Here is a 22645-nt window from a genome sequence, read left to right on the forward strand (position 1 = left end):
CGCAATGATCTTACCACGTCCCCTGGAATGCGCGCCATGCAGTTTGATCTTTTCGTTAAGTATTTCGTTGCAAAGCATAGTGATGCGGAGTTTGCCTGCCGTGAACCTGTCCATATCTACAGGAAAATCGGACTTGACGGTTTAGTAGTTTTTTGCATTAAAGAGGTAATATACGGTGTAGGTTGTGCTGGCCAGGCAAGTGCAACCAAATGTGTCGGGATTTGCTTTGTCGTGACCGGCTGCTAAGGCAGACAGGATAAGCTGATCCGCAGGACGTTCCGATGTCTACCACCCCTTCGCCCGCCTTGGCTGCCCGGACCACCGTCTGGCCGGTGCTGATCGCCATCAGCCTGTGCCACATGGTCAATGATGTGATGCAGTCGTTGCTGTCGGCGATCTATCCGCTGCTTCAGGCGGAATTCAGCCTCAGCTATGGCCAGATCGGGTTTCTGACCTTTGCCTTTCAGGTCACGGCGTCCTTGCTGCAACCTGTGGTCGGCGCTGTCACCGACCGGCACCCGCAGCCGCGATCGCTGGCCTTCGGCATGGCCTCGACGCTGATCGGAGTGCTGCTGCTGGCCTTCGCGGGCAGCTATGCGATGTTACTGACCGGGGCGATGCTGATCGGGATCGGCAGTTCGGTCTTTCACCCTGAAAGCTCGCGCGTGGCGCGGACGGCCTCGGGCGGCAGGTTCGGCACGGCGCAATCGCTGTTCCAGCTGGGCGGCAATGCGGGACAGGCGGCGGGGCCGCTGTTGGCGGCCTTTGTCGTGGTGCCGCTGGGGCGCCCGGCTGTGGCATGGTTCGCCGTCGCGGCGGCGGTGGGCGTGGTCGTGCTGACCCGCGTCGGTGCATGGGCCGAAGGCCGCCGCCGCGCCGCAGCCACTGCCGCCGTGGCGCAGCCGATACCTGCGGCGGCGCGGCCGATGATTATCCGGGCGCTGATCGTGCTGGCGATTCTGGTTTTTACCAAGAACATCTATTCTGCGTTGATGAGCAGCTACTTTACCTTTTTCACCATCGAGAAATTCGGCCTTGCCCCCCGCGGGGCGCAGATCATGCTGTTTCTTTTTCTGGGCGGCATGGCGGCGGGGGTGATGTTGGGCGGCATCATCGGCGACCGGATCGGCGCGCTGCGGGTGATCTGGTTTTCGATCCTCGGCGTGCTGCCCTTTACCCTGATACTGCCGCATGTCGGGCTGGTGCCGACCGGCGCGCTGGCCTTTGTGATCGGGCTGATCCTCGCCTCGGCCTTTCCGGCGATCATTGTGTTCGCGCAGGAACTGGTGCCGGGGCGCACCGGGATGATTGCCGGGCTGTTCTTTGGCTTTGCCTTTGGCATGGGCGGGATTTCGGCGGCGGCGCTGGGGCTGTTGGCGGATGCGCGCGGGCTGATCTTTGTGTTCAATATCTGTTCGGCTTTGCCGGTGCTGGGGCTGCTGACGGTGTTGCTGCCGCGCCCGGCTGATCTGATGCAGGGGCGTGGATGACGGCGCGGCCGGTCTTTTTCCATATCGGGCCTGATTGGACGGGTGAGGAACGGCTGGTGCAGATGTTCCGGCTGAACGGCCATGCCGCCGCCTGTCATGAAGAGGGACGGCTGGCCGAAGACATCGCCTTTGCCCGTGCCACCGGCACCCCGCCCCTGACCCGCTGGGGCGGGGCGCGCCTGTTTGCCGGGCTGCACCGCATCAACCGGCTGGAACGTCCGCTGATCGAGGGCTGGCGCGCTTTTCCCTTTATCGCCGCGCAGCGTCCCGAGGCGGTGTTCATCCTGACCACCCGCGACCCCGAGGATTGGATTGCCGACCGTCTGGCGCGTCGGGGCGGGGCGGTGGCGCGGGCCTATGCGCATCACCTGAACCGCGCCGTATCTGACCTGCCCCAGATCTGGCTGCGCGACTGGCACGATCATCTGGCGGCTGTCGACGGCTTTTTCGCTTTGGGCGATCCGCGCCTGATCCGGCTTGATCTGGATCGCGAAACGCCGCTGGATCTGGCGCGGCATCTGGCCCCGCTGATCGACTTGCCGCGCCGCCCGCCGCGCCTGCACTGGCACCCGCCGCCCGCAGCGCAGGATGCGGGCACGCTGTTGGCCCTGCTGGATCAGGACAGTCCGCCGGTCCTGCGCCCCTCGCCGCCGCCGGGTGTCGGGCTGGCCGAGGATATGGCCGCGTTTTGCCTGCGGGGGCTTGCCCCGGATGCCGCCGTCGGGTCAGAGGGCGTATCGCCGCTGTTCGCGCAATGGGACGGCGGCGGGCGGGTGACGCGGCTGGATGGCACGCCTTGGCCCGTGGCGATTGGCCCGCGTGACCGTGACGGCGCGCCGCGCGCGTTTGCCCAGCCCGGCCATCATAACAAGCTGGAGCGGGTCGAGGGCGTCATCAATCAGATCCTGTCGCTGGGTCGCCGCGATCCGGTGCGCATTGATATGGAGGATGGCCGCCGCATCGGCAGCGATCAGGGGCGGCCCATCGGTCAGCCGGCGCTGGCCCATAACCGCCGCAGCGGCGCGCGCAACGTGGTGCTGTGGCCCTTGCCCGGTTTCCATCAGCCGGGCGGCGCGACCTATGCCCGGCCCGACTGCCCCGACCCGATCCCGTGGGAGGACAAGCAGGATCGCGCGGTCTGGCGCGGCAATATCTCGGGCCGGGTCGAGCCGGTGGCTGGCCGCCCCGCCGGACCGACCTCGCATATCCTGCTGGCGCAACTGGCCGCTGCTGATGATACGGCGCGGCAGGCGATGCTGGCCGATCTGCACCGCATTCCCCGGTTCGCCTTTGTGCGCCAGCATATCGACAGCCCCGATTTCGACATCGGACTGGTGCTGGCATGGTCGCTGCGCCAGCATGCCGACGACCCGTTTCTGGCCCCGTTGATCCGGCCTGCTGCGGGGGCGGGGTATTTCAACCGCTTTCGCTATCAGATCTCGATGGCGGGCTACGACCACCCGACCGGCTTTCTGAACGCCATCAACCGCCAGTCGGTGCTGCTGTCGGAAATGGACGGGTGGGAGGTGCATTATTCCGGCCGTTTCCGCCCCTGGGAACACTATATCCCGTTGCGGCGCGGCTGCGCCGATGTGCTGGACAAGCTGGACTGGGCACGCGCCAACCCGGCCCGCTGCCGCGACATGTCCGCCGCCGCGCGGGCCGAAGTGGCGGCGCTGTCGGCCCCTTGGGTGCAGGCGCGGATGATGGGGCTGATCCTCGACGCGCTGGCGGCGCTGCGCTAGGCTGCGGATATGACCACGATCATCGCCCGCCCAATCTCTGCCACGGCATTCGCGCCCTTTGGCGATCTGCTGACCCCGCGCGCTGCGCCCGACCGGATGATTAACGGCGGTCGCTGCGAACGGCATCACGCGCTGGCCACCGTGCAGCGCGGCGGGGGCGAAGCGATCATCTCGATCTTCCGCAGCCAGCCGGTCAGCCTGCCCTATGTCTGCACCCTGCTGGAGCGGCACCCGTTGGGCAGTCAGGCGTTTATGCCGCTGCACCTGTCCGGCCCGTGGCTGTCGGTCGTCGCGCCAGATCAGGGTGGCCGCCCCGGTGCGCCGCTGGCCTTTCTGGTGCCTGCCGATATGGGCGTGAACCTGCGTGCGGGTGTCTGGCACGGGGTGCTTACACCGCTGGATCATGCCGCCGATTTTCTGGTTATCGACCGCGAGGGGCAGGGCCGCAACCTTGAGGAAGTGGCGTTTCCCCCCGTCACCATCACCGCATGAGCCTGCCCGATTTCACTTATGAGGCGGCGGCGCGGGCCGCTGGCTATACCCGCATCGCCGGCGTGGACGAGGTGGGGCGCGGCCCGCTGGCCGGGCCGGTCACGGCGGCGGCGGTGGTGCTGGACCCCGGTAACATCCCGCCCGGCCTGAACGATTCGAAACGGCTGACGGCGGCGCGGCGGCAGGCACTGGCCGAATGGCTGCTGGCGAATGCCGATTGCGCCGTGGCCCATGCCGATGTGGCGGAAATCGACGCGCTGAACATCCTGAACGCCGCGCATCTGGCCATGTGCCGCGCGCTGGCCGGGCTGGCCGCCGCGCCTGATTTCGCCCTGATCGACGGCAACCGCCTGCCGCGCGACCTGAGCTGTCCGGCGCAGGCGGTGGTCAAGGGCGACGCCCGCTGCCTGTCGATCGCGGCGGCCTCGATTCTGGCCAAGGTGGCGCGCGACCGGATCATGGTGGATTTGGCGCAACAGCATCCCGGCTATGGCTGGGATGTGAACGCCGGATACCCGACGCCTGCCCATAAAAAGGCGCTGCTGGATCTGGGGATCACCCCACACCATAGACGGTCGTTCAAACCTATCCACAACATCTTGTGGCAAGGGCAAATATCAACCTATTGATTCAAAAAAGAATTTGACGGCGAATCGCCCGCGACTCATAGTTATCCACAGGCAGACCGGCGCAAGACCGGCGCGAATGAGGCAAGGGCAGTATGACGACGATCAAGCAAAAACGCGCTGCGGCGCGACCATTACCGCTGAATGAGATTCTGGCAGGCGATTGCATCGAGGTGATGAACGGCCTGCCCGAAGCTTCGGTCGATCTGATCTTTGCCGACCCGCCCTATAACCTGCAACTGCGCGGTGATCTGCACCGGCCCGACAATTCCAAGGTTGATGCAGTGGATGACCACTGGGACCAGTTTTCGGGCTTTGCCGCCTATGACAGCTTTACCCGTGACTGGCTGGCCGCCGCGCGCCGCCTGCTGAAACCCAACGGCGCGATCTGGGTCATCGGCAGCTATCACAACATCTTTCGCGTGGGGGCCGAGCTGCAAAATCAGGGCTTTTGGCTGCTGAACGATGTGATCTGGCGCAAGTCGAACCCGATGCCGAACTTTCGCGGCAAGCGGCTGACCAACGCGCATGAGACGCTGATCTGGGCGTCGAAATCCGAAAACGCCAAGCCGACCTTCAATTATGAGGCGCTGAAATCGCTGAACGAAGGGGTTCAGATGCGGTCCGACTGGGTGCTGCCGATCTGCACCGGGGGTGAGCGGTTAAAGGACGCATCCGGCGACAAGGCCCACCCGACGCAAAAGCCCGAAAGCCTGCTGTATCGCGTGCTGGTCGGCACCACGAACCCCGGCGATGTGGTGCTGGACCCGTTCTTTGGCACCGGCACCACCGGCGCGGTCGCCAAGATGCTGGGCCGCGATTTCATCGGCATCGAGCGTGAGGACGCCTATCGCGAGGTCGCCGCCCGCCGTCTGGCCCGCATCCGCCGCCTCGATACCGATGCGCTGACCACCACCGCCAGCAAACGGGCCGAGCCGCGCGTGCCGTTTGGGCAGGTCGTCGAACGCGGGATGCTGCGCCCTGGTGAGGAACTGTATTCCATCGGCAACCGCCACAAGGCCCGCGTTCGTGCCGACGGCAGCCTGATTGCCACGGATGCCAAGGGGTCCATCCATCAGGTCGGCGCCGCGCTGGAAGGCGCGCCAAGCTGTAACGGCTGGACCTACTGGCATTTCCGGCGCGAGGGCAAGATGGTGCCGATCGACCTGCTGCGCCAGCAGATCCGTGCAGAAATGGCGGATGAACCCCGTCCCAACTGATCCAAGGTTTCGCCAGAGTTCCGGTGCCGCCAGCCGTGCGGCCGGAACCAACTTGCCCCGCCATGCCGCACGTATGGCGGGGTATTTTTCTATTCGCCCCGTGTCGCCCAATGCGCGGCAATCCGCGGCATACTGGTCTCGATCCAATCGGCCAGCGCCCGCAGCTTTTCCGCGCCCTCGGCGCCCAAGGGTGTCAGGCTGTAATCGACATGCGGCGGCACCACCTGATGCGCCTGCCGCAGCACCAGCCCATCCTGTTCCAGCCCTTGCAGCGTCTGCGCCAGCATCCGTTCGCTGACCCCGCCAATCATCCGCCGCAATTCGGAAAACCGCATGACCCGCCCTTGCAGCGCGATCAGCACCAACACGCCCCAGCGGCTGGTCATATGTTTCATCACCGCGCGAGAGGGGCAGGCGGCGGCCATCAGATCGCCGCGTGTCATCTGTTCCGAGAGCGGGGAAATCGGGGGTAAAATTTTTTCCATACTTACATTTATGTGCGTTCTTACTATTGGTAAGTGTATACGCTAGATCAGGTCCAAGGTCAAATCAGAAAGGAATTTACCATGACTATCGCCGTGACCGCCGCTTCGGGGCAATTGGGGCAGCTTGTTATTGCTGACCTGCGCAAGCGGGGGGTTGATGTGATTGCGCTGGCCCGCTCGCCCGAAAAAGTGACGGGCGTGCCGGTGCGCGCCGCCGATTATGCGCGTCCTGAAACGCTTGGCCCCGCGCTGGCGGGGGTCGATACGCTGCTGCTGATTTCCTCCAGCGAGGTTGGTCAGCGTGCCGTGCAGCATCGCAATGTGATTAACGCAGCCAAGGCGGCGGGCGTGGGGCGCATCGTCTATACCTCGCTGCTGCACGCCGACCGCTCGATCCTTGATCTGGCCAAAGAGCATCGCGAAACCGAGGCGGATCTGCGCGCATCGGGTATTCCGTTCACCATTCTGCGCAACGGCTGGTATACTGAAAACTACACCGGCTCGATCCCGGCGGCGCTGGCGCATGGTGCCTTTGCGGGCAGCGCCGGGCAGGGGCGGATTTCGTCCGCGACCCGCGCTGATCTGGCCGAAGCGGCGGCGGTTGTGTTGACCACGCCGGGGCATGAGGGCAAGACCTATGAACTGGCCGCCGATGCGCCCTATACCCTGACCGATCTGGCGGCCGAAATCTCGCGCCAGACGGGCCGCGACATCCCCTATGCCGATCTGCCGCAGGCCGATTACACCGCCGCGCTGGTCGGCGCTGGCCTGCCCGAAGGGCTGGCGCAGGCGATTGCCGGCTGGGATGTGGCTGCGGCGCAGGACGCGCTGTTCGACGACAGCCGCCAGTTGTCGGTCTTGCTGGGGCGACCGACGACTCCGCTGGCCGATGCGGTGCGGGCGGCGCTTTAAGACGTAACCTGCGCGGCACCGGCAGGGGCCCCGGTTGCAGGGTGCCCCTCCATAAAGGCGCGATCATATCCGGGAATAATGATTCGCCCGTTGTTGCAGCCTGATCAACAATCCGGCTACGGCGCAGCTCACCTCTGCCACTTCTGCGCTATCATGATAAGCCTCTGGCCCAGCGGCGACACCGAGATATTGAGGCCGAACGGCTGCGTTTCAGTCGTAAACAGTGCCTGCTTCCGGATTGTCTCATTGCCTTCGGTTACGCTCAGCCTCCAGGCGCCGGCACCATATCGGCTGGCCAGATATTTACCCGTTATCCGTGTGACGGCATCAGCGTCGGCCCCGAGCACGCTGATATAGCAATCGCTCATCCCGTGTCTGTCGGTCGGGGTCTCGACCAGTTCGATTCCGATCACCGGCTCACGCAGCTTGCGGCCGGTCTCGTGTATACTCCAAGTCTCGGTAAAGCCCAGCTCTGTCAGCGGACGGTCAACCATCGGCCAGCTCCTCGCCCCGATATCCTGCAAACAGACGGCCGCAAAAACCTTGACCGCTTGCTGCGCGCGCGCATCATCCGCCGGGCTGGAGCCACAACCTCCGACAGCCAGTCCACCCGCCAGCAGTAACCCTAAACAGAAACGCATATCCCGCACCTCCTCCAATGACCCGATCTGAAAGCCGTCCGCGAAAGTCAGCTGATTTGCTGCCGCTCGTCATGGCAACCGCCCCCTATAGTGCCGCCTTCGGCAACGGCAGGGTGCCTCGGTTATACGGCGTCCAATCCGTGATATCAGGATAGAACTGCCGCCGCCATGTCCGCACGCGCGGGTTCATCCGTCGCCGCCACAGGGGCGGGATCATCGCCAGAAAGGTCATCGCCGGATAGCCCATGGGCAGGGCGGGGGCCTGATCGGGCGTGTAGGTCTGCAACAGCGGATAGCGGCGGTCGGGGCGGAAATGATGATCGGAATGGCGTTGCAGGTTAATCAGCAGCCAGTTCGAGGCGCGATGATCCGCGTTCCACGAATGATGCGGGCGCACGGGTTCGTAACGGCCTTCGCCCAGATGGCGGCGGGTCAGGCCGTAGTGTTCGACATAGTTGGTTAATTCAAGCTGCCAGATCGCGACGAGGGCTTGCCAGATGAACAATGCCATCCCCAGCCAGCCGCCGATCAGCGCCGCCGTCGCAAGCATCGCCCCTTGCAACGCGGCATAGCGCCAGAACGGGTTGCGCCGATCCCACGGGCTGCGCCCGGCGCGAATCTGCCGCGCGGCCTCGGCCCGCCACGCGCTGCGCGGGCCGGTTGTCAGCACGCGCCAGAAAAAGCGGTGGAACCCCTCGTTATAGCGGGCGCTGACCGCATCGCGCGGGGTGCCGACCCATGAATGGTGGACCAGCAGATGTTCGGTGCGGAAATGGCTGTAAAGCGTCGAGGCCAGCAGCAGATCGCCCAACGCGCGTTCCCACGCGGGTTTCTGGTGCAGTAACTCATGCGCATAGACCATGCCGATGGTGCCCGACAGAACGCCGATGCCAAAGAACAGGCCGGTCAGCTCCCACCCGCTCAGGCGTCCGCTGGTGGCAACGGCGATGGCGGCAAAGATCACCGCGATTTGCAGCGGCACCCAGATCACGGTGATGGCGCGGTGCCAGAACAACGCGGTGTCGGGCGTTTCTGGGTCGGGGTTGTCGCGGTTCTGGCCCAACAGCATGTCCAGCCCTGTGACCAGATACCAGCTATAGACCGGCAGTCCGACCCACCACCAGCCGCCGCGCCACATGGCCAGCGCGGCCAAGGGCATCAGCAGCAGCGACATGCAGAATGGCAGGGCAGAGGGGGTTTTCATCCGAGCAGCCTAACCCTTTGCATCCGGTTGTGCCAACGCCCAGACCTTGCGCATCAGGCCGGGCAGGGCGGCTGCGTCGAAATCACGCAAGGGGATCAGCGCGCCACGCTCAGCCGGGCCGGTCAGGGTGCCACGCATCACGGTCAGGTCCAGTGTGAAATGCGTGAACACATGTCGCACCACGCCAATCTTACGCCAACCCGCGACGGCAGGCGGCGGCAGGTCTGACCCGTCCCACCCGGTCGAGGGGAAGGCCAGCACGCCGCCCAGCAGGCCCCGTTCGGGGCGGGTTTCGATCAGCACCGCGTCGCGCGTCAGACCAACCCAGACGGTGCCAGTGCGCTGTGGTTTCGCGGCTTTCGGTGCGCGGCGGGGCAGATCGGCGGCGATGCCTGCTGCCCGTGCGGCGCAATGGTCGATCAGCGGGCAGATCCCGCAGGCCGGGTTGCGCGGAGTGCAGATCGTCGCGCCCAGATCCATCATCGCCTGCGCGTAATCGCCGGGGCGCCGTGCCGGGGTCAGTGTGGCGGCCAGATCGCGCAGTTCCGCCTTGGCGGCGGGCAGGGGCGTTTCCACCGCGAACAGCCGCGCCACCACGCGTTCGACATTGCCATCGACCACCGTTTCCGGTTGTCCAAAGGCAATCGCCGCGATGGCGGCGGCGGTATAGGGACCGATGCCGGGCAGGGCGCGCAGCCCATCGGCGGTGCCCGGAAATGTGCCGCCCGCCGCTGAAACCGCCCGCGCGCAGGCGATCAAATTGCGGGCGCGGGCGTAATAGCCAAGCCCGGCCCATTCGGCCATCACCGCCGCATCCGGGGCCGCCGCCAGATCGTGAACGGTCGGCCAAAGCGTTGTAAAGCGCAGGAAATAACCCTTTACCGCCGCCACGGTGGTTTGCTGCAACATCACCTCGGACAGCCAGACGCGATACGGGTCGGCCTGCCCACCGCCCGGTGGCACGCGCCATGGCAATATGCGGGCATGACGATCATACCACGCCAGCAAGGTTGGTGCGATCACCGCTGCGTCACGCATAATTCAGCCATATTGCGCCTGCTTGCACTTTCATCCTGACGTTTGCGCTTTTAATGAAAAGACATTGCTTAACCCTTAAGGCACCCATGCCCCGCATGAAAGACAGCACCAGCGTCCCCCCGCCCCGCCGCAAGCGCGGGTTCGAGGTTGCGGCCAGCCTGTTGTCGCGGCAGGTGCAGCGTGCGGTTGAGGGGCGCGGCTTTGCCGTGTCGCGCCTGCTGACCCAATGGGCCGAAATTGCGGGCGATGACCTTGCCACGCTGGCCCGGCCTGTGCGGATCACCCATGGCAAGGGCGGGTTCGGGGCGACTCTGGTCTTGCTGACCTCTGGTCCGGTTGCGCCGCTGGTGCAGATGCGGGCCGAGGAACTGCGCGCCCGCGTCAACGCCTGCTATGGTTATAACGCGGTGCAGCGCATCAGTATAACCCAGACGGCGGCGCAGGGCTTTGCCGAGGGGGCCGCCCCCTTTGCCCATGCGCCGCCCCAGCCGCGCGGGCCCGATGCAGCCACGCTGGCCCGCGCCGAAATCGTGGCGCAACAGTTTTCAGACCCGGCCCTTGCTGCGGCAATGGCACGCCTGACCCTTAATCACGCTGACAGATTGTCGCGCAAATCCTGAAAGGACATTTCATGCTGATTCGTTCCACCCTGACCGCGCTTGCGCTGGTCTTTGCCGGTCCTGCCCTTGCCCAAGAGACCGCCCCGGCGACCGAACAGGCTGCCCCCGCGACCCTGCCCGACATCTATCTGGGGGCCGAGGATGCGCCGGTGACGATCTATGAATATGCCAGCTTTACCTGCGGTCATTGCGCGGCGTTCCACAACGACAACTTTCCCAGGCTGAAGGCGGAATATATCGATACCGGCAAGGTGCGCTTTGCACAGCGCGATGTCTATTTCGACGCCGTGGGCCTGTGGGCCGGGATTCTGGCGCGCTGCGGCGGCGATGACAAATATTATGCCGTGTCCGACATGCTGTTCGAAGAACAAAGAACCTGGCTGTCCAGCCAGTCGGGCGACGATATTGCCGCGAACCTGCGCAAGATCGGCCTGAAAGCCGGTATGACCGAGGATCAGATGAACGCCTGCTGGGATGATACCGCCAAGGTCGAACAGCTTGTGGCCACCTTTCAGACCAATGCCACCGCTGACGGTATCAATGCCACGCCGACCTTTATGATCGCGGGCGAGCAGGTGCCGAATCAGTCCTGGGACAGCCTGAAAGGCATTATCGACGCCAAGCTGGCCGAGGCCGGGGCGGCGAATTGATCATGTGATGTTTCGGTCAGGGCGCGACCAACCCCGCCCTGACCGTTGAACAGCCGTGGTTCAGGTGGGGGCCGCCGGAATCACCAGCCCACGCTGCACGGCGGGACGGGCAAGGAACCGTTCCTGCCAGCGGGCGACATGGGCGAAATCGTCCAGCCCCACCTGTTCTGCCGCGTCATAGCCCGTGCGCAGATTGCGCACCCAGGGGCCGATGGCGATGTCCGCGATGGAATAATCCCCCGCGATCCAGTCGCGTTCTGCCAGTTGCCCGTCGATTACGCCCAGAATCCGGCGGCTTTCGGCGTAATACCGCTCACGCGGGCGGGGGTCCTGGATCTCGCGGCCCTTGTAGCGGTGGAAAAAGCCAAGCTGCCCGAACATCGGCCCGACCCCGCCCATCTGGAACATCAGCCATTGCAGCACCTGATACCGCGCCGCCCCGGTGGTCGGCAGAAAGCGCTGATATTTATCCGCCAGATAGATCAGGATCGCCCCCGATTCCCACAGCCCCATCGGCATCCCGTCCGGCCCGTCGGGATCAAGAATTGCTGGTATTTTGTTGTTCGGATTCAGGCTGAGAAACTCGGGCGTCATCTGGTCGGCGGGGTCGCCGATGCTGATGCGGTGAACGTCGTAAGGGGCGCCCAGTTCTTCCAGCATGATCGACGCCTTGACCCCGTTCGGCGTCGGCAGCGAATAAAGCTGGATCACATCAGGCCGCCGTGGCGGCCAGCGGCGCGTGATCGGGAAGGATTCAAGCGTTGTCATATCAGACATGCGGTTCACTTTCTTATGTTGGCGGAATTTAACCTTTATGGTATTGGCGCGCCCGCAACGTTAGCGCGTAACAGGAATGCAGGACCAAACTCATGATTCAGGAATTTAAGGACTTCATCGCCAAGGGCAATGTCATGGACATGGCCGTTGGTATCATCATCGGTGCGGCCTTCACCGCCATCGTGACCTCGCTGGTCAGCGACCTCATCAACCCGGTCATCGGCCTGATTACCGGCGGGATTGATTTCTCGAACCTGTTCATCAACCTGACCTCGACCGACTATGCCTCGCTGAAAGCGGCGCAGGATGCGGGCGCGGCGGTGTTTGCCTATGGCTCGTTCATCACTGCCGTCATCAACTTCCTCATCATCGCCTTTGTGGTGTTCCTGCTGGTTAAGGCCGTGAACCGCATCAAGGATTCGGCGATGAAAAAGGAACAAGAGGTTCCCGGCGCCCCGGAAGGCCCGACGCAGGAAGAACTGCTGGCCCAGATCCGCGACCTGCTGGCCGACCGCGGCACCCGCGTCTGATTTTCGGACTGGCTTTTATGGAAAGGGCGCACCCCGCTGCGGGTGCGCCCTTTTTCATGCGGATCGCCCCAAGCGGCGCGGGCTGTTTTCTGTTTGCCCAAATACGCAAAGAAAGCGGCGCGGATCACCCGGCCAGAATGTCGTCCGGCCTCACCGCCGCGATCCCAAGCGCCACGCCCACCGGGGGCGAGGTCAGCCGCCCGTCATATGTGGACAGTCCGGCGCGCAGATGCGGGTCATCGCGCAGCGCCCGCTGCCAGCCCTTATCCGCCAGAGCCAGCACAAAGGGCAGCGTCATATTCCCCAATGCCAAAGTCGAGGTGCGCGCCACCGCACCGGGCATATTGGCAACGCAGTAATGGATGATGCCGTCCACCTCGTAGATCGGATCTTGATGTGTGGTCGGGCGCGAGGTTTCAAAGCAGCCGCCCTGATCTATCGCCACATCCACCAGCACCGCGCCCGGCTGCATCAGGCCAAGCTGCGCCCGGCTGATCAGTTTCGGTGCCGCCGCGCCGGGGATCAGCACCGCGCCGATGACCATATCGGCGGTCGGCAGCAGGTCGGCCACTGCGGCGACGGATGAATATTGAGTGGTCAGCTTGCCCATGAACACATCGTCCAGATAGGACAGGCGCGGCACTGACCGATCCAGCACGGTGACATTCGCGCCCATGCCCACGGCTACCCGTGCCGCTGCCGTGCCAACGACTCCGCCGCCGATGATAACCACCCGCGCGGGCCGCACCCCCGGCACACCGCCCAGCAAAACCCCGCGCCCGCCATTGGCCTTTTGCAGCGCCCAGGCACCCACCTGAGGCGCCAGCCGCCCCGCCACCTCGGACATGGGCGCCAGCAAGGGCAGGCCGCCGCGCGCGTCGGTCACGGTTTCATAGGCAATGGCGGTGACGCCTGATTCCAGCAGATCGCGGGTTTGATCGGGATCGGGCGCAAGGTGCAGATAGGTAAACAGCACTTGTCCGCGCCGCAGCATGGCGCGTTCGGCGGGTTGTGGTTCCTTGACCTTGACGATCAGATCGGCCCCATTAAACACCGCCGCTGCATCGGGGGCGATCTGCGCGCCCACTGTGCGATAGGCAGTATCGTCAAAGCCCGCCCCCAGACCCGCGCCCGTTTCGATCAGCACCTGATGGCCGTGGGCCACAGCCTCGGCCGCGGCGGCGGGGGTCAGGCCAACGCGGAATTCCTGCGGCTTGATTTCCTTGGGGCATCCAATCTTCATGCTGTCCTCTGCTTGGCCTTGCTGCTTGTGACATTGTATGTTGCGAGGAGCGCGGCTCAGATGCAAGATCGTTGCGCCGGGCGCATGTCCCGACCAATTCCGGGCTGCCATGGACCTTGATGCAACAGACCGCCGCATTCTGACCCTGCTTCAGCGCGAGGGACGGATCACCAATGCCGATCTGGCCGCCCGCGTGAACCTGTCGGCCAGTGCCTGTCATCGCCGGGTGGAGCGGCTGGAACAATCCGGTCTGATCCGCGGCTATGTCGCCCTGCTGGATGAACGCAAGCTGGGCCGTCCGACGCTGGTTTTCGTGGAAATCACCCTGTCGGGGCAGGCCGATGATCTGTTAGAGGCGTTCGAGCGCGCCGTCCGCACCATCCCCGATGTGTTGGAATGTCACCTGATGGCGGGGACAGCGGATTATCTGCTGAAAATCGTCGCGCAAGACACCGATGATTTCGCCCGTATCCACCGCCAGCACCTGACCCGCCTGCCAGGGGTGGCGCAGATGCATTCCTCCTTTGCGCTGCGGACGGTGCAGCAAACGACGGCGCTGCCGGTTTAACGCGTGCTGTTTACCCAAATGCGCATCTTTGGGCGCAGCTGGGCAAAGGAAAACCCCCGCAGCCGGGGCGCGGGGGTTTCAAACCTTACAAGGTTCGTTGTCTTACAGCGCGCCTTCGCGCTGGGCCTTTTTACGGGCCAGCTTGCGGGCACGGCGGACGGCCTCGGCCTTTTCACGGGCTTTCTTGACCGACGGTTTCTCGAAATGCTGCCGAAGCTTCATCTCGCGGAACACGCCTTCACGCTGAAGCTTTTTCTTCAGTGCGCGGAGCGCCTGTTCGACGTTATTATCACGAACGTTGACCTGCATGTGGTTGTCACCACCTTCCTAGGTTAGAGTTGCAAAGATTGCAGGAACCGTTCTTCTATCAGCAACGCGCCCGCCTGTCCAGTGACCGAGGAAAGCCATGACCCAGACCGATGCCCTGATCGACGCCGCCCTGATCCACGTCCCGTTCGAAGGGATGAACGACCGCGCTCTGACCGCCGGGGCGCGCGATCTGGGGATCGCGCCGAACCTGGCGCGGGTGCTGGTGCCGATGGGCGGGGCCGGGCTGGCGGCCAGCCTGCATCGGCGTGGCGATGCGGCGCTGGCGCGCTGGCTGACTGACACCCCGCCGCAGGGCCGGTTCCGCGACAAGGTGGCGGCGGCTGTCTGGCACCGGCTGGAGCTGGCCGACCGTGAACTGGTGCGGGCTGCCTCGGCCACGCTGGCGCTGCCGCAGAATGCGCCGCTGGCAGCGCGACTGATGTGGGAAACGGCGGATACGATCTGGACCGGGCTTGGCGACACCTCGGACGATGTGAACTGGTATTCGAAACGCGCGATTCTGGCCAGTGTTCATGGTGCTGCGGCTCTGTATTGGCTGGGCGATGACAGCGAGAGCGGGCGCGACACCCGCGACTTTATCGACCGGCGGATCGACGGGGTGATGCGGTTCGAAAAGGTCAAGGCGGCGGCGCGCAAGGTGCCCGGCGTCGCAATGCTGGCCGATCTGGCGACGGGCTGGGTCCGCGCCCCTCAGGGTGCCGCCGACCTGCCGGGCCGCGCACAAGGGGGCGAGGCATGAGCATGATCCCCGACGCCATGAATGCCATCGAAATCGCCGAACCCGGCGGCCCCGAGGTTTTGTGCCCCGTCCGCCGCCCGGTTCCGGTGCCGGCCAATGACCAGATCCTGATCCGCATCGCTTATGCCGGGGTGAACCGCCCCGATGTGCTGCAACGGCAGGGCGCCTATCGCGCCCCGCCCGGCGCATCCGACCTGCCGGGGCTGGAGGCGTCGGGCGAGGTTGTCGGCCTTGGCGCGGGCGTGACCCGCTGGCGCAAGGGGGACCGGGTGACGGCGCTGCTGCCCGGCGGCGGTTATGCCGAATATGCGGTCTGCCATCAGGATCATGCGCTGCCGATTCCCGACGGCATGTCGTTGCAACAGGCGGCCTGCCTGCCCGAAACCGCCTTCACCGTTTGGTCCACCGTGGTCATGCGCGGCGGGTTGAAGGCGGGCGAGAGGTTCCTTGTCCATGGCGGATCATCGGGCATCGGCACCATGGCGATTCAGGTCGCCCGCAGCCTTGGCGCGCGGGTCTTCGCCACCGCCGGGTCGCCCGAAAAATGTGCGGCCTGCGCCGAACTGGGGGCCATCGCGATCAATTACCGCGATCAGGATTTTGTCGCCGTGCTGACCGAACAGGGCGGGGCGGATCTGATCCTCGATATGGTCGGTGGCAGCTATATACCGCGCAATATCAAGGCGCTGGCTGATGACGGGCGGCTGGTCTTCATCGCCTTTCTGGACGGGCCAAAGGCCGATCTGAACTTTGCCCAGATCATGCTGCGCCGCCTGACCGTGACCGGCGCGACGCTGCGCCCGCAATCCGATCTGGCCAAAGCCGCTATCGCCGCAGACCTGCGCAACCATCTGTGGCCACGCGTGGAATCCGGTGCCGTGCGGGTGCTGATCGACAGCGAATTCCCCCTGTCCGATGCCGAACAGGCGCACCGCCGGATGGAGAGCGGCGATCACATTGGCAAGATCGTTCTGCGCGTCGCGAGCGGTTGAGCCTGGCGAAGCATGCCTTGTGCTAGGCCCAGAACTCACAGCCAATAGATAACGGTTGTTGCGAGCGCGATGGCGGAGAGAAAGACCTTCGGGCAGCGGTCGTAGCGGATCGCTACACGCCTCCAATCCTTGAGCCGTCCGAACATGATCTTGATGCGGTTGCCCCGCTTGTAGCGGCGCTTGTCGTATTCCATGGTCTTCTTGTGCTGTTTCCGACCGGGAATGCAGGCACGTATCCCTTTGTCTTGCAACGCTTCCCGGAGCCAGTCAGCGTCATAACCCCGGCCCCCGAACAGCCGGTTTACCTTCAGCAGGCTGGACAGGAGTGCCCGCGCACCGATGTCGTCGCTGACCTGTCCGGCGGTAACGAACAGGTCGAGCGGTCTGCCTTGGCTGTCACAGATGTCATCTCACAGCACTTGGGCGGGCGCAAAAGCCCCGCATTGATGTCGACGTTTATGTCTCGCGACATCTCGTCGAGAGTTTATTCCGCAAGATCAGAGGTTAAATCGTATCGGCATGCGCGCCAGCAAAGCCGACCGCATCTTTAAGAGCATGATTTGCCTCGCCGCAGCCATCATAAACTCAAAATGCCCCCCCGCGCAGGCTTCAGGGTCCGCGGCGGGTTGTGGGGCGCGCATGCATTATAAATCCTGCGCAAACAGGAACAGACCTCTGCCAAAGCTGGCAACCGGCTTTGTCGTCCCCTGCAACCACACCCGTTCCAAGACGCAGATCACTCAGATCGCCGCCGCCCGTTGCGGAACAGAACCTAAACCACCGCCCGCATGACGGCAGGGTGCTTTACAAGGCCTGCGAGTTGTTCGAGGCCGTCTTGCAATTCGTCGCGGTCGGGGACGACGCCAAGCGAGATGCGCACCGCCTGTTCGGGCGCGGGGGCGGTGGCGAAGGCGCTTGCGGGCAGGATGGATACTCCGGCGCGGTCGGCGTGATCGGCGAAGTCGCGCGCCTGCCAATGCGCGGGCAGATGCAGCCACAGATGCGAGCCATGCGGATCGGCGGCCATGTCGGTGCCGCGCAGGATGCGGGCGGCGATCTGCTGGCGGGCGATGTTTTCGGCGCGGATCGCGCGCGTGATCCGCGCCAGCGTGCCATCACTGATCCAGCGGCTGGCCAGCCCCGCCATCAGGGGGGGCGGCATCAGCAGGGTGGCGCGCAGCACCTCGGCCAGATGCAGCGCGGCTTGGGTATCCGGGGCGGCGACATAGGCGATGCGTAGCGCGGGCGTGGCGCATTTCGACAGCGTGGCGATATGCCAGGTGATGTCCGGGGCTATGGCCGCCAGCGCGAGGGGGGGATCGGGCAGAAGGGGCGAATAGGGGTCATCCTCGATCAGCGCGACGCCGTATTTCCGCGCGATCCCGGCGATGGCGTCGCGGCGATCGGGCGGCAGGGTCGCGGTGGTCGGATTGTCGATCGCGGGCGTCACGAACAGCGCGCGCGGCGCGGCGGTCTGGCAGATATGTTCAAAGGATGCCGGGATCAGCCCGGCCTCGTCCATATGAACCGGGGCCAGCACCAGCCCTTGCTGAGCCACGACCGATTTCAGCCCCGGATAGGTCATTGCGCCTGCCGCCATCACATCGCCCCGGCGCATCAGCAGGGCCGAGATCGCGAACAGCGCCCCTTGCGCGCCCGCCGCCACCAGAACCCGGTCGGGCGTCAGGCCGGGCAGGCGCGGCGCAAGCCAGCGGCATCCGGCGGCGCGATCCTCGGTGGTGCCGGCGCTTGGCTGGTAATGCAGCAATGTCAGCCCCTGCGGCCCTGACAGGGCCTGCGTCATGCCCTGCGCGATCAGCTTGCGGAAATCCACGTCAGCCGGTTGCGGCGGAATATTCATGCTGAAATCAATCGGCGACGGGCCGGGGGCCACCGGCGCATCGGGGTCGCGCACAAAGGTGCCGCGTCCGATCTGCGCCGTAATCAGCCCGCGCCGATGCGCCTCGTTAAAGGCGCGGGTGACGGTGGTCAGATCGACGCCCAAAGCCTCGGCCACGCGGCGCTGCGTGGGCAGACGATCCCCCGGCGCGATCAGGCGGCGGCGGATGTCGGCCTCCAGCGCATCGACGATGCCCAGATATTTCAGGCGCGCGGTTTCAACCAGCCGTGGCTGCCACATGGTCACTTTCCTTTATGTCGGCGCGGGGCCGGATAACCCGACCCGCGCGGCCCTGTCAAAGCGTGCCGATGCGCAGGACGGGTTTCAGGGTGACGCCCGCCTCGCTGTCCCTGGCCGCCTGATTGATCTGGTCCAGCGGATAAAAGCGCACCAGCCGGTCAAAGGGGAAACGCCCCTGCCGGTGCAGCTCGATCAGTTGCGGGATGAACACTTGCGGCACGCTGTCGCCTTCGACGATGCCGCGAATGGAACGCCCGCGCAGGATCAGGTTGTTCACGTCGAAATCGGATGTCGTGCCCAGTTTCGGCGCGCCGACGACGCCCATGGTGCCAAGGCTGCCAAGCGCCTCGATCCCCTGGGCCAGCACTTCGGCGCGGCCGGTGGATTCCAGCGCGTAATCCGCGCCGCCGCCGGTGATCTCAAGGATTGCCTGCACCGGGTCGGCCTCGCGGCTGTTGATCACATGCGTGGCCCCCAGTTCCATCGCCAGTTCCAGCCGTGCGGGCACGATGTCCACCGCGATGATCGTGGTGGCCCCGGCGACCCGCGCCGCCATCACCGCGCTTAGCCCCACCGCGCCCGCGCCAAAGCTGGCAAAGCTGCTGCCGGGGCGGAGGCGCAAGGAATTCAGCACCGCCCCCGCGCCGGTCTGGATGCCGCATCCCAAGGGGCCAAGCAGATCCAACGGCGCATCGGCAGGCACCTTGATCGCGTTGATTTCCTGCGCCAGCGCATAGGTCGCAAAGGACGATTGCGAAAAGAAATGATCGTGCAGCGGTGTGCCGTCCGCCGCCTGAATGGCATTGCCGCCGTCCAGATCGCTGCCGCCAAAGTTCAGCCCGAAGAAATGGTCGCAATAGGCCCCATGCCCGCCCACGCAGGGGCGGCAATGCCCGCAGGCGCCATAGGTCAGCACGACATGATCGCCGGGGGCAAGGGTCTTGACGCCCGGCCCCACGGCCTCGATCACGCCCGCGCCTTCATGGCCCAGAACGGCGGGCAGCGGCACGGGGTAATATTGATCGCGCACGATCAGATCGGTGTGGCACAGGCCCGTGGCGATGACGCGGACCAGAACTTCGGTCCCGCGCGGTTCGCGGATGCGGGCCGGTTCAATCGTGAAGGGCGCGCCTTGCGAACGGGTGACGGCGGCGGTGATGTCGCGAAATGCTGTCATGGTCTCCCCCTACAGCGGATAGGCGGGGGCTTCGGCCTTGACCGTCACCCATTGCCATTGCGTGAACTCCTCCCAATTGGCGGGGCCGCCGATGCTGGTGCCGTTGCCCGATGCGCCAACGCCGCCAAAGGGGTTGATGACCTCATCATTGACGGTGGAATCGTTGATATGCAGCAGGCCCACGCGCAGCTGATCGCCCATCGCCATGGCACGGCCGACCGAACGCGACATGATCGCCGCCGACAGCCCGTAATCGCCCTGATTGGCCAGATCGACGGCATCCTGATCGGTCTCAAACGTGGTCACGACTGCGACGGGGGCAAAGATTTCTTCATGAAAGGCCGGGTTTTCGGGCGTCACGCCCGTCAGCACCGTGGGCGGAAAGAACAGCCCCTCGGCCTGACCACCTGCCGCAAGCGTGGCCCCGGCCTTGAGCGCCGCATCGACGACTCCGCCCGCCAGATCGGCCTGATGGCGGTTGATCATCGGCCCCAAAGCGACCTGACCTGAGGCCGGATCACCCACCGGCATGGCGCGCGCATGGTCGGCCAGACGGCGCGAGAATTCATCCGCGATGTTGGCCTGCACCAGAATCCGGCCCGCCGCCATGCAGATCTGGCCCTGATGCAGATAGGCGCTCCAGACGGCATTCTTTACCGCCAGATCAAGGTCGGCGTCGTCCAGCACGATAAAGGCGTTCTTGCCGCCCAACTCCAGCGAGACCTTCTTCAGATGCCGCCCCGCCGTTTCCCCCACGCGCCGCCCGGCAGCGGTCGAGCCGGTGAACTGGATCATGCCGATATTGGCGTCCTCGCACATGGCGGCACCTGCCGCGCCATCACCCGCCATCATCACCAGCGCACCCGCAGGCAGGCCCGCCAGTTCAAACAGCCGCGCGATGACAGTGCCGCCGCAGATCGCCGTGCGCGGATCGGGTTTCAGCAGCACGGTATTGCCCACCGCCAGCGCGGGCGCAACCGCCCGCATCGCCAGATACAGCGGAAAGTTAAAGGGCGAAATCACCCCCACCACCCCGATGGGGCGGCGCCGCGCAAGGTTCAATCGCCCCGGTTCGGCGGGCAGCACCTGCCCCGCCGCCTGCGAAGGCATGGCGGCGGCCTCGATAAGCGCCTTGATGGTGATGCCGACCTCGAAATCCGCCTTGGCCTGAACCGAGCCGGATTCGCGCACCAGCCAACGGGCGATCTCGGCGCGGTGAATCTCGGCCAGACGGGCGGCCTCGTGCAGAATCGCGGCGCGGCGGTCGTAATGCGTCGCGGCCCAACCCGCCTGCGCGGCCCGTGCCGTGGCGGCAGCGGCGGCAATATCGGCGGGGCTGGCCATCGCGACCGAGGCCAGTTCCGCCCCCGTCGCTGGCTCAATCGCCGGGGCGGCAGAGGCCAGCGCGCGCCAGCCGCCGTCAAAACCCACGGCTTGCAGATGTTCTTGTGCAATCAAATCGGTCATCAGTTTCCCCCAAGCTGAATATTCAGCGCCGACAGATCGGCCTGTCCGCCGCGCATCGGCGGCACCCAGAAAAACGCGCCGCTGATCGGGCGGGTAAAGCGGAACAGCGCATCGGTCTGTCCGTCCTCGACCCCGGTCATACGCTGCCATTGCACCATGAAGGCCCGGAAATCGCGGCCAAAGCCCACGAACATCAGCCCGGCACGCAGCCCGTCCGACCATGGCATGGAACGGCGAACCAGATGCGCGGGCGGATCGAAGCTTTCCTGATCGGTTCGGCTGACATGGGATGTGTCGGGCGCGTCGTCCATTTCCGAATTGTCGGCGCGATGGCGGCCGATCACATCATCCATCCGGTCAGGGCCGATGGCCGCCAGTCGGTCGAAATCATGCAGCCACTGCTGAACGACCACAAAGCTGGACCCGTCGCGCCCCGGCCCTTGCCCGGTCACGGTGGCGGCGGTGACGGCCTCGTCCCCCTCGGGGTTTTCGGTGCCGTCCTCATAGCCCGACAGATCGCGATCCACCGCATCATAGCGGAACGCATCGACCGAGCTTTCCAGCGTAAATGCCGGGCGCAGGGCGGTCTGCACCGCGCGGGCGCGCAGCAGGATCTCGCCCATATCCTCGCCCCGCAGCCAGCACCATAGCGCGGCGGGGGTCGCGGGCGCATCCACCCCGGCGAATGAGGTCGGCGGATATGCCGCCAACCCCTTGATCTCGCGTCCAAGAGCCAAAGCCAGCGACTGACCGATACCGATCACCATCGCCTCGCCATCCGTCTGGCGAGCCAGTTCCCGCAGCGCGGTCGCCACCTGCGTGACGTCATCAATCGCGAATGTCAGGTAACGCCCCGCGCTGGTGATCGGGGACAGGATGGCGGGGGCGATGGTGTCGGTCATGGCTTATGCCCCTGCCGCTTCGATGATCAGCGCGGTGATCTCGTCGGGGCGCGAGGCCAGCGAGGCGTGGCTGGCGTCCAGTTCGATCTTTTTCACCGGGTTCATGCGGTCGGCCATCATCTGCTGATTGGCCGGGTTGATCATGCGATCCGCCAGCGAGACCTGATAATAGCACGGCTTTTTCTTCCATGCGGGCGCGGTGACATTATCGCCGAAGGTGCTGGCGACCGGGGCTTTTTGCGTGATCGCCATGACGAAGGTCGCCTCGTCCGACATATCCTGCGCGAAACTCTCGCGGAATTTTTCCGGGGCAACCCACAGGAAGCCGTCGCTGTCGGGCTGGATGTTTTCAAAAGCCGCAGGCGGGTTCGCCGCGCTGATCGACCCCGCGCTTTCACCCGTATCCGGCGCGAAGGCGGCCACATAGACCAGTGCCTTGACATTGGGCATGTCGCCCATCTCGGTGATGACCTTGCCGCCATAGGAATGCCCGACCAGCACCACCGGGCGGTCGATCTGCGCCACCATCTTGCGCGTGCGTTCGGCATCGTCGGCCAGCGAGGTCAGCGGGTTTTCGACCGCATGCAGGTCGGTATAGCCCTTGGCGCGCAGGGCGGTGATGACCCCGGCCCAATGGGCGGCCCCGCCCCAGAAGCC

Annotated in this window: 24 protein-coding genes and 1 pseudogene; 12 read left to right on the plus strand and 13 right to left on the minus strand. The window is 65.1% G+C overall.

Annotated elements, in window-relative coordinates; translation table 11 throughout:
* Positions 1-281: 281 nt before the first annotated feature.
* The 5 genes from Q4G22_RS08190 to Q4G22_RS08210 all read left to right on the plus strand — a co-directional run bounded on the left by Q4G22_RS08190 (position 282) and on the right by Q4G22_RS08210 (position 5573).
* Positions 282-1490, plus strand: a complete 1209-nt coding sequence (locus tag Q4G22_RS08190; RefSeq protein ID WP_303385414.1) for an MFS transporter — start codon at positions 282-284, stop codon at positions 1488-1490.
* Positions 1487-3235, plus strand: coding sequence for a glycosyl transferase family 90 (locus Q4G22_RS08195; protein ID WP_303385415.1), 1749 nt, complete (start codon positions 1487-1489; stop codon positions 3233-3235). The genes Q4G22_RS08190 and Q4G22_RS08195 overlap by 4 nt, the downstream gene beginning before the upstream one ends.
* 9 nt (positions 3236-3244) lie before the next feature.
* The gene (locus Q4G22_RS08200; RefSeq protein WP_303385416.1) at positions 3245-3727 is read left to right on the plus strand and encodes an ureidoglycolate lyase; all 483 of its coding nucleotides are present in this window, start codon (positions 3245-3247) and stop codon (positions 3725-3727) included.
* Positions 3724-4356: a ribonuclease HII gene (locus Q4G22_RS08205; protein ID WP_303385417.1), complete on the plus strand. Its 633-nt coding sequence runs from the start codon at positions 3724-3726 to the stop codon at positions 4354-4356. Before Q4G22_RS08200 ends, Q4G22_RS08205 begins: the two co-directional genes overlap by 4 nt.
* Before the next feature lie 92 nt (positions 4357-4448).
* Entirely contained in the window at positions 4449-5573 is a 1125-nt protein-coding gene (locus Q4G22_RS08210; protein WP_303385418.1) for a site-specific DNA-methyltransferase, read from the plus strand.
* A gap of 89 nt (positions 5574-5662) precedes the next feature.
* Here the strand turns inward: Q4G22_RS08210 and Q4G22_RS08215 are convergent, their stop codons facing one another.
* On the minus strand, positions 5663-6016 hold the full coding sequence (locus Q4G22_RS08215; protein ID WP_303385419.1) for a helix-turn-helix domain-containing protein: 354 nt from the start codon (positions 6014-6016) through the stop codon (positions 5663-5665).
* A 123-nt stretch (positions 6017-6139) separates the two neighbouring features.
* Here Q4G22_RS08215 and Q4G22_RS08220 point away from each other — a divergent pair, with 123 nt between their 5' ends.
* Positions 6140-6970 carry an SDR family oxidoreductase gene (locus Q4G22_RS08220; protein WP_303385420.1) on the plus strand — a complete coding sequence of 277 codons (831 nt, stop codon included), beginning with the start codon at positions 6140-6142 and terminating at the stop codon, positions 6968-6970.
* A gap of 128 nt (positions 6971-7098) precedes the next feature.
* Here Q4G22_RS08220 and Q4G22_RS08225 read toward each other — a convergent pair whose 3' ends face one another.
* The 3 genes from Q4G22_RS08225 to mutY all read right to left on the minus strand — a co-directional run bounded on the left by Q4G22_RS08225 (position 7099) and on the right by mutY (position 9853).
* Positions 7099-7611: a hypothetical protein gene (locus Q4G22_RS08225; RefSeq protein ID WP_303385421.1), complete on the minus strand. Its 513-nt coding sequence runs from the start codon at positions 7609-7611 to the stop codon at positions 7099-7101.
* An 85-nt stretch (positions 7612-7696) separates the two neighbouring features.
* Entirely contained in the window at positions 7697-8815 is a 1119-nt protein-coding gene (locus Q4G22_RS08230; RefSeq protein WP_303385422.1) for an alkane 1-monooxygenase, read from the minus strand.
* A 9-nt stretch (positions 8816-8824) separates the two neighbouring features.
* Complete coding sequence (gene mutY, locus Q4G22_RS08235; RefSeq protein ID WP_303385423.1) at positions 8825-9853, minus strand: A/G-specific adenine glycosylase; 1029 nt, start codon at positions 9851-9853, stop codon at positions 8825-8827.
* A 95-nt stretch (positions 9854-9948) separates the two neighbouring features.
* On the opposite strand from mutY, the gene Q4G22_RS08240 reads away from it, so the two are divergent.
* A complete protein-coding gene (locus Q4G22_RS08240; RefSeq protein ID WP_303385424.1) occupies positions 9949-10473 on the plus strand; it encodes a DUF721 domain-containing protein in 525 nt (174 codons plus the stop codon).
* Positions 10474-10484: 11 nt separating this feature from the next.
* Positions 10485-11123, plus strand: a complete 639-nt coding sequence (locus Q4G22_RS08245) for a DsbA family protein (protein WP_303385425.1) — start codon at positions 10485-10487, stop codon at positions 11121-11123.
* Positions 11124-11183: 60 nt separating this feature from the next.
* Here Q4G22_RS08245 and Q4G22_RS08250 read toward each other — a convergent pair whose 3' ends face one another.
* On the minus strand, positions 11184-11891 hold the full coding sequence (locus tag Q4G22_RS08250) for a glutathione S-transferase N-terminal domain-containing protein (protein WP_303385439.1): 708 nt from the start codon (positions 11889-11891) through the stop codon (positions 11184-11186).
* A 101-nt stretch (positions 11892-11992) separates the two neighbouring features.
* Between Q4G22_RS08250 and mscL the strand changes: the two genes are divergently transcribed.
* Positions 11993-12430 (plus strand): large conductance mechanosensitive channel protein MscL, encoded by a 438-nt coding sequence (gene mscL / locus Q4G22_RS08255; protein WP_303385426.1) that lies wholly within the window; start codon positions 11993-11995, stop codon positions 12428-12430.
* A 124-nt stretch (positions 12431-12554) separates the two neighbouring features.
* Here mscL and ald read toward each other — a convergent pair whose 3' ends face one another.
* Positions 12555-13673, minus strand: a complete 1119-nt coding sequence (ald, locus tag Q4G22_RS08260) for an alanine dehydrogenase (RefSeq protein ID WP_303385427.1) — start codon at positions 13671-13673, stop codon at positions 12555-12557.
* A 109-nt stretch (positions 13674-13782) separates the two neighbouring features.
* Here ald and Q4G22_RS08265 point away from each other — a divergent pair, with 109 nt between their 5' ends.
* The gene (locus Q4G22_RS08265) at positions 13783-14241 is read left to right on the plus strand and encodes an Lrp/AsnC family transcriptional regulator (RefSeq protein WP_303385428.1); all 459 of its coding nucleotides are present in this window, start codon (positions 13783-13785) and stop codon (positions 14239-14241) included.
* 102 nt (positions 14242-14343) lie between these two features.
* Here the strand turns inward: Q4G22_RS08265 and rpsU are convergent, their stop codons facing one another.
* Positions 14344-14550 (minus strand): 30S ribosomal protein S21, encoded by a 207-nt coding sequence (gene rpsU / locus Q4G22_RS08270; RefSeq protein WP_022705914.1) that lies wholly within the window; start codon positions 14548-14550, stop codon positions 14344-14346.
* 97 nt (positions 14551-14647) lie between these two features.
* Between rpsU and Q4G22_RS08275 the strand changes: the two genes are divergently transcribed.
* Both Q4G22_RS08275 and Q4G22_RS08280 read left to right on the plus strand, forming a co-directional pair.
* Complete coding sequence (locus Q4G22_RS08275; RefSeq protein ID WP_303385429.1) at positions 14648-15310, plus strand: COQ9 family protein; 663 nt, start codon at positions 14648-14650, stop codon at positions 15308-15310.
* Complete coding sequence (locus Q4G22_RS08280; protein ID WP_303385430.1) at positions 15307-16302, plus strand: NAD(P)H-quinone oxidoreductase; 996 nt, start codon at positions 15307-15309, stop codon at positions 16300-16302. Before Q4G22_RS08275 ends, Q4G22_RS08280 begins: the two co-directional genes overlap by 4 nt.
* 35 nt (positions 16303-16337) lie before the next feature.
* On the opposite strand, the pseudogene Q4G22_RS08285 reads toward Q4G22_RS08280, so the two are convergent.
* The 6 genes and pseudogenes from Q4G22_RS08285 to Q4G22_RS08310 form a co-directional block, all read right to left on the minus strand.
* Positions 16338-16706 (minus strand): annotated as a pseudogene (locus Q4G22_RS08285) (transposase); the annotation flags it as partial.
* Positions 16707-17074: 368 nt separating this feature from the next.
* The gene (locus tag Q4G22_RS08290) at positions 17075-18442 is read right to left on the minus strand and encodes a PLP-dependent aminotransferase family protein (RefSeq protein ID WP_303385431.1); all 1368 of its coding nucleotides are present in this window, start codon (positions 18440-18442) and stop codon (positions 17075-17077) included.
* Positions 18443-18497: 55 nt separating this feature from the next.
* A complete protein-coding gene (locus Q4G22_RS08295) occupies positions 18498-19619 on the minus strand; it encodes an NAD(P)-dependent alcohol dehydrogenase (protein WP_303385432.1) in 1122 nt (373 codons plus the stop codon).
* 9 nt (positions 19620-19628) lie between these two features.
* Complete coding sequence (locus Q4G22_RS08300; RefSeq protein ID WP_303385433.1) at positions 19629-21086, minus strand: benzaldehyde dehydrogenase; 1458 nt, start codon at positions 21084-21086, stop codon at positions 19629-19631.
* Positions 21086-21988, minus strand: a complete 903-nt coding sequence (locus Q4G22_RS08305; protein WP_303385434.1) for a Dyp-type peroxidase — start codon at positions 21986-21988, stop codon at positions 21086-21088. Before Q4G22_RS08305 ends, Q4G22_RS08300 begins: the two co-directional genes overlap by 1 nt.
* A 3-nt stretch (positions 21989-21991) precedes the next feature.
* The coding region (locus tag Q4G22_RS08310) for an alpha/beta hydrolase (protein ID WP_303385435.1) at positions 21992-22645 on the minus strand (654 nt) is incomplete at its 5' end.

Source organism: Paracoccus sp. (in: a-proteobacteria) (genome assembly GCF_030538655.1).
Lineage (GTDB): Bacteria > Pseudomonadota > Alphaproteobacteria > Rhodobacterales > Rhodobacteraceae > Paracoccus.

Excerpts from the sequence above, each read along its gene's own strand:
- Q4G22_RS08200 (WP_303385416.1), top strand. The coding sequence starts at position 3,245 with ATGACCACGATCATCGCCCGCCCAATCTCTGCCACGGCATTCGCGCCC.
- Q4G22_RS08225 (WP_303385421.1), bottom strand. The coding sequence starts at position 7,611 with ATGCGTTTCTGTTTAGGGTTACTGCTGGCGGGTGGACTGGCTGTCGGA.
- Q4G22_RS08290 (WP_303385431.1), bottom strand. The coding sequence starts at position 18,442 with ATGTGGCAGCCACGGCTGGTTGAAACCGCGCGCCTGAAATATCTGGGC.
- Q4G22_RS08205 (WP_303385417.1), top strand. The coding sequence starts at position 3,724 with ATGAGCCTGCCCGATTTCACTTATGAGGCGGCGGCGCGGGCCGCTGGC.
- Q4G22_RS08210 (WP_303385418.1), top strand. The coding sequence starts at position 4,449 with ATGACGACGATCAAGCAAAAACGCGCTGCGGCGCGACCATTACCGCTG.
- Q4G22_RS08295 (WP_303385432.1), bottom strand. The coding sequence starts at position 19,619 with ATGACAGCATTTCGCGACATCACCGCCGCCGTCACCCGTTCGCAAGGC.
- Q4G22_RS08195 (WP_303385415.1), top strand. The coding sequence starts at position 1,487 with ATGACGGCGCGGCCGGTCTTTTTCCATATCGGGCCTGATTGGACGGGT.
- Q4G22_RS08220 (WP_303385420.1), top strand. The coding sequence starts at position 6,140 with ATGACTATCGCCGTGACCGCCGCTTCGGGGCAATTGGGGCAGCTTGTT.
- Q4G22_RS08275 (WP_303385429.1), top strand. The coding sequence starts at position 14,648 with ATGACCCAGACCGATGCCCTGATCGACGCCGCCCTGATCCACGTCCCG.
- Q4G22_RS08265 (WP_303385428.1), top strand. The coding sequence starts at position 13,783 with ATGGACCTTGATGCAACAGACCGCCGCATTCTGACCCTGCTTCAGCGC.
- Q4G22_RS08240 (WP_303385424.1), top strand. The coding sequence starts at position 9,949 with ATGAAAGACAGCACCAGCGTCCCCCCGCCCCGCCGCAAGCGCGGGTTC.
- Q4G22_RS08190 (WP_303385414.1), top strand. The coding sequence starts at position 282 with ATGTCTACCACCCCTTCGCCCGCCTTGGCTGCCCGGACCACCGTCTGG.
- Q4G22_RS08230 (WP_303385422.1), bottom strand. The coding sequence starts at position 8,815 with ATGAAAACCCCCTCTGCCCTGCCATTCTGCATGTCGCTGCTGCTGATG.
- Q4G22_RS08300 (WP_303385433.1), bottom strand. The coding sequence starts at position 21,086 with ATGACCGATTTGATTGCACAAGAACATCTGCAAGCCGTGGGTTTTGAC.
- Q4G22_RS08215 (WP_303385419.1), bottom strand. The coding sequence starts at position 6,016 with ATGACACGCGGCGATCTGATGGCCGCCGCCTGCCCCTCTCGCGCGGTG.
- Q4G22_RS08280 (WP_303385430.1), top strand. The coding sequence starts at position 15,307 with ATGAGCATGATCCCCGACGCCATGAATGCCATCGAAATCGCCGAACCC.
- Q4G22_RS08250 (WP_303385439.1), bottom strand. The coding sequence starts at position 11,891 with ATGACAACGCTTGAATCCTTCCCGATCACGCGCCGCTGGCCGCCACGG.
- mscL (WP_303385426.1), top strand. The coding sequence starts at position 11,993 with ATGATTCAGGAATTTAAGGACTTCATCGCCAAGGGCAATGTCATGGAC.
- rpsU (WP_022705914.1), bottom strand. The coding sequence starts at position 14,550 with ATGCAGGTCAACGTTCGTGATAATAACGTCGAACAGGCGCTCCGCGCA.
- mutY (WP_303385423.1), bottom strand. The coding sequence starts at position 9,853 with ATGCGTGACGCAGCGGTGATCGCACCAACCTTGCTGGCGTGGTATGAT.
- ald (WP_303385427.1), bottom strand. The coding sequence starts at position 13,673 with ATGAAGATTGGATGCCCCAAGGAAATCAAGCCGCAGGAATTCCGCGTT.
- Q4G22_RS08245 (WP_303385425.1), top strand. The coding sequence starts at position 10,485 with ATGCTGATTCGTTCCACCCTGACCGCGCTTGCGCTGGTCTTTGCCGGT.
- Q4G22_RS08305 (WP_303385434.1), bottom strand. The coding sequence starts at position 21,988 with ATGACCGACACCATCGCCCCCGCCATCCTGTCCCCGATCACCAGCGCG.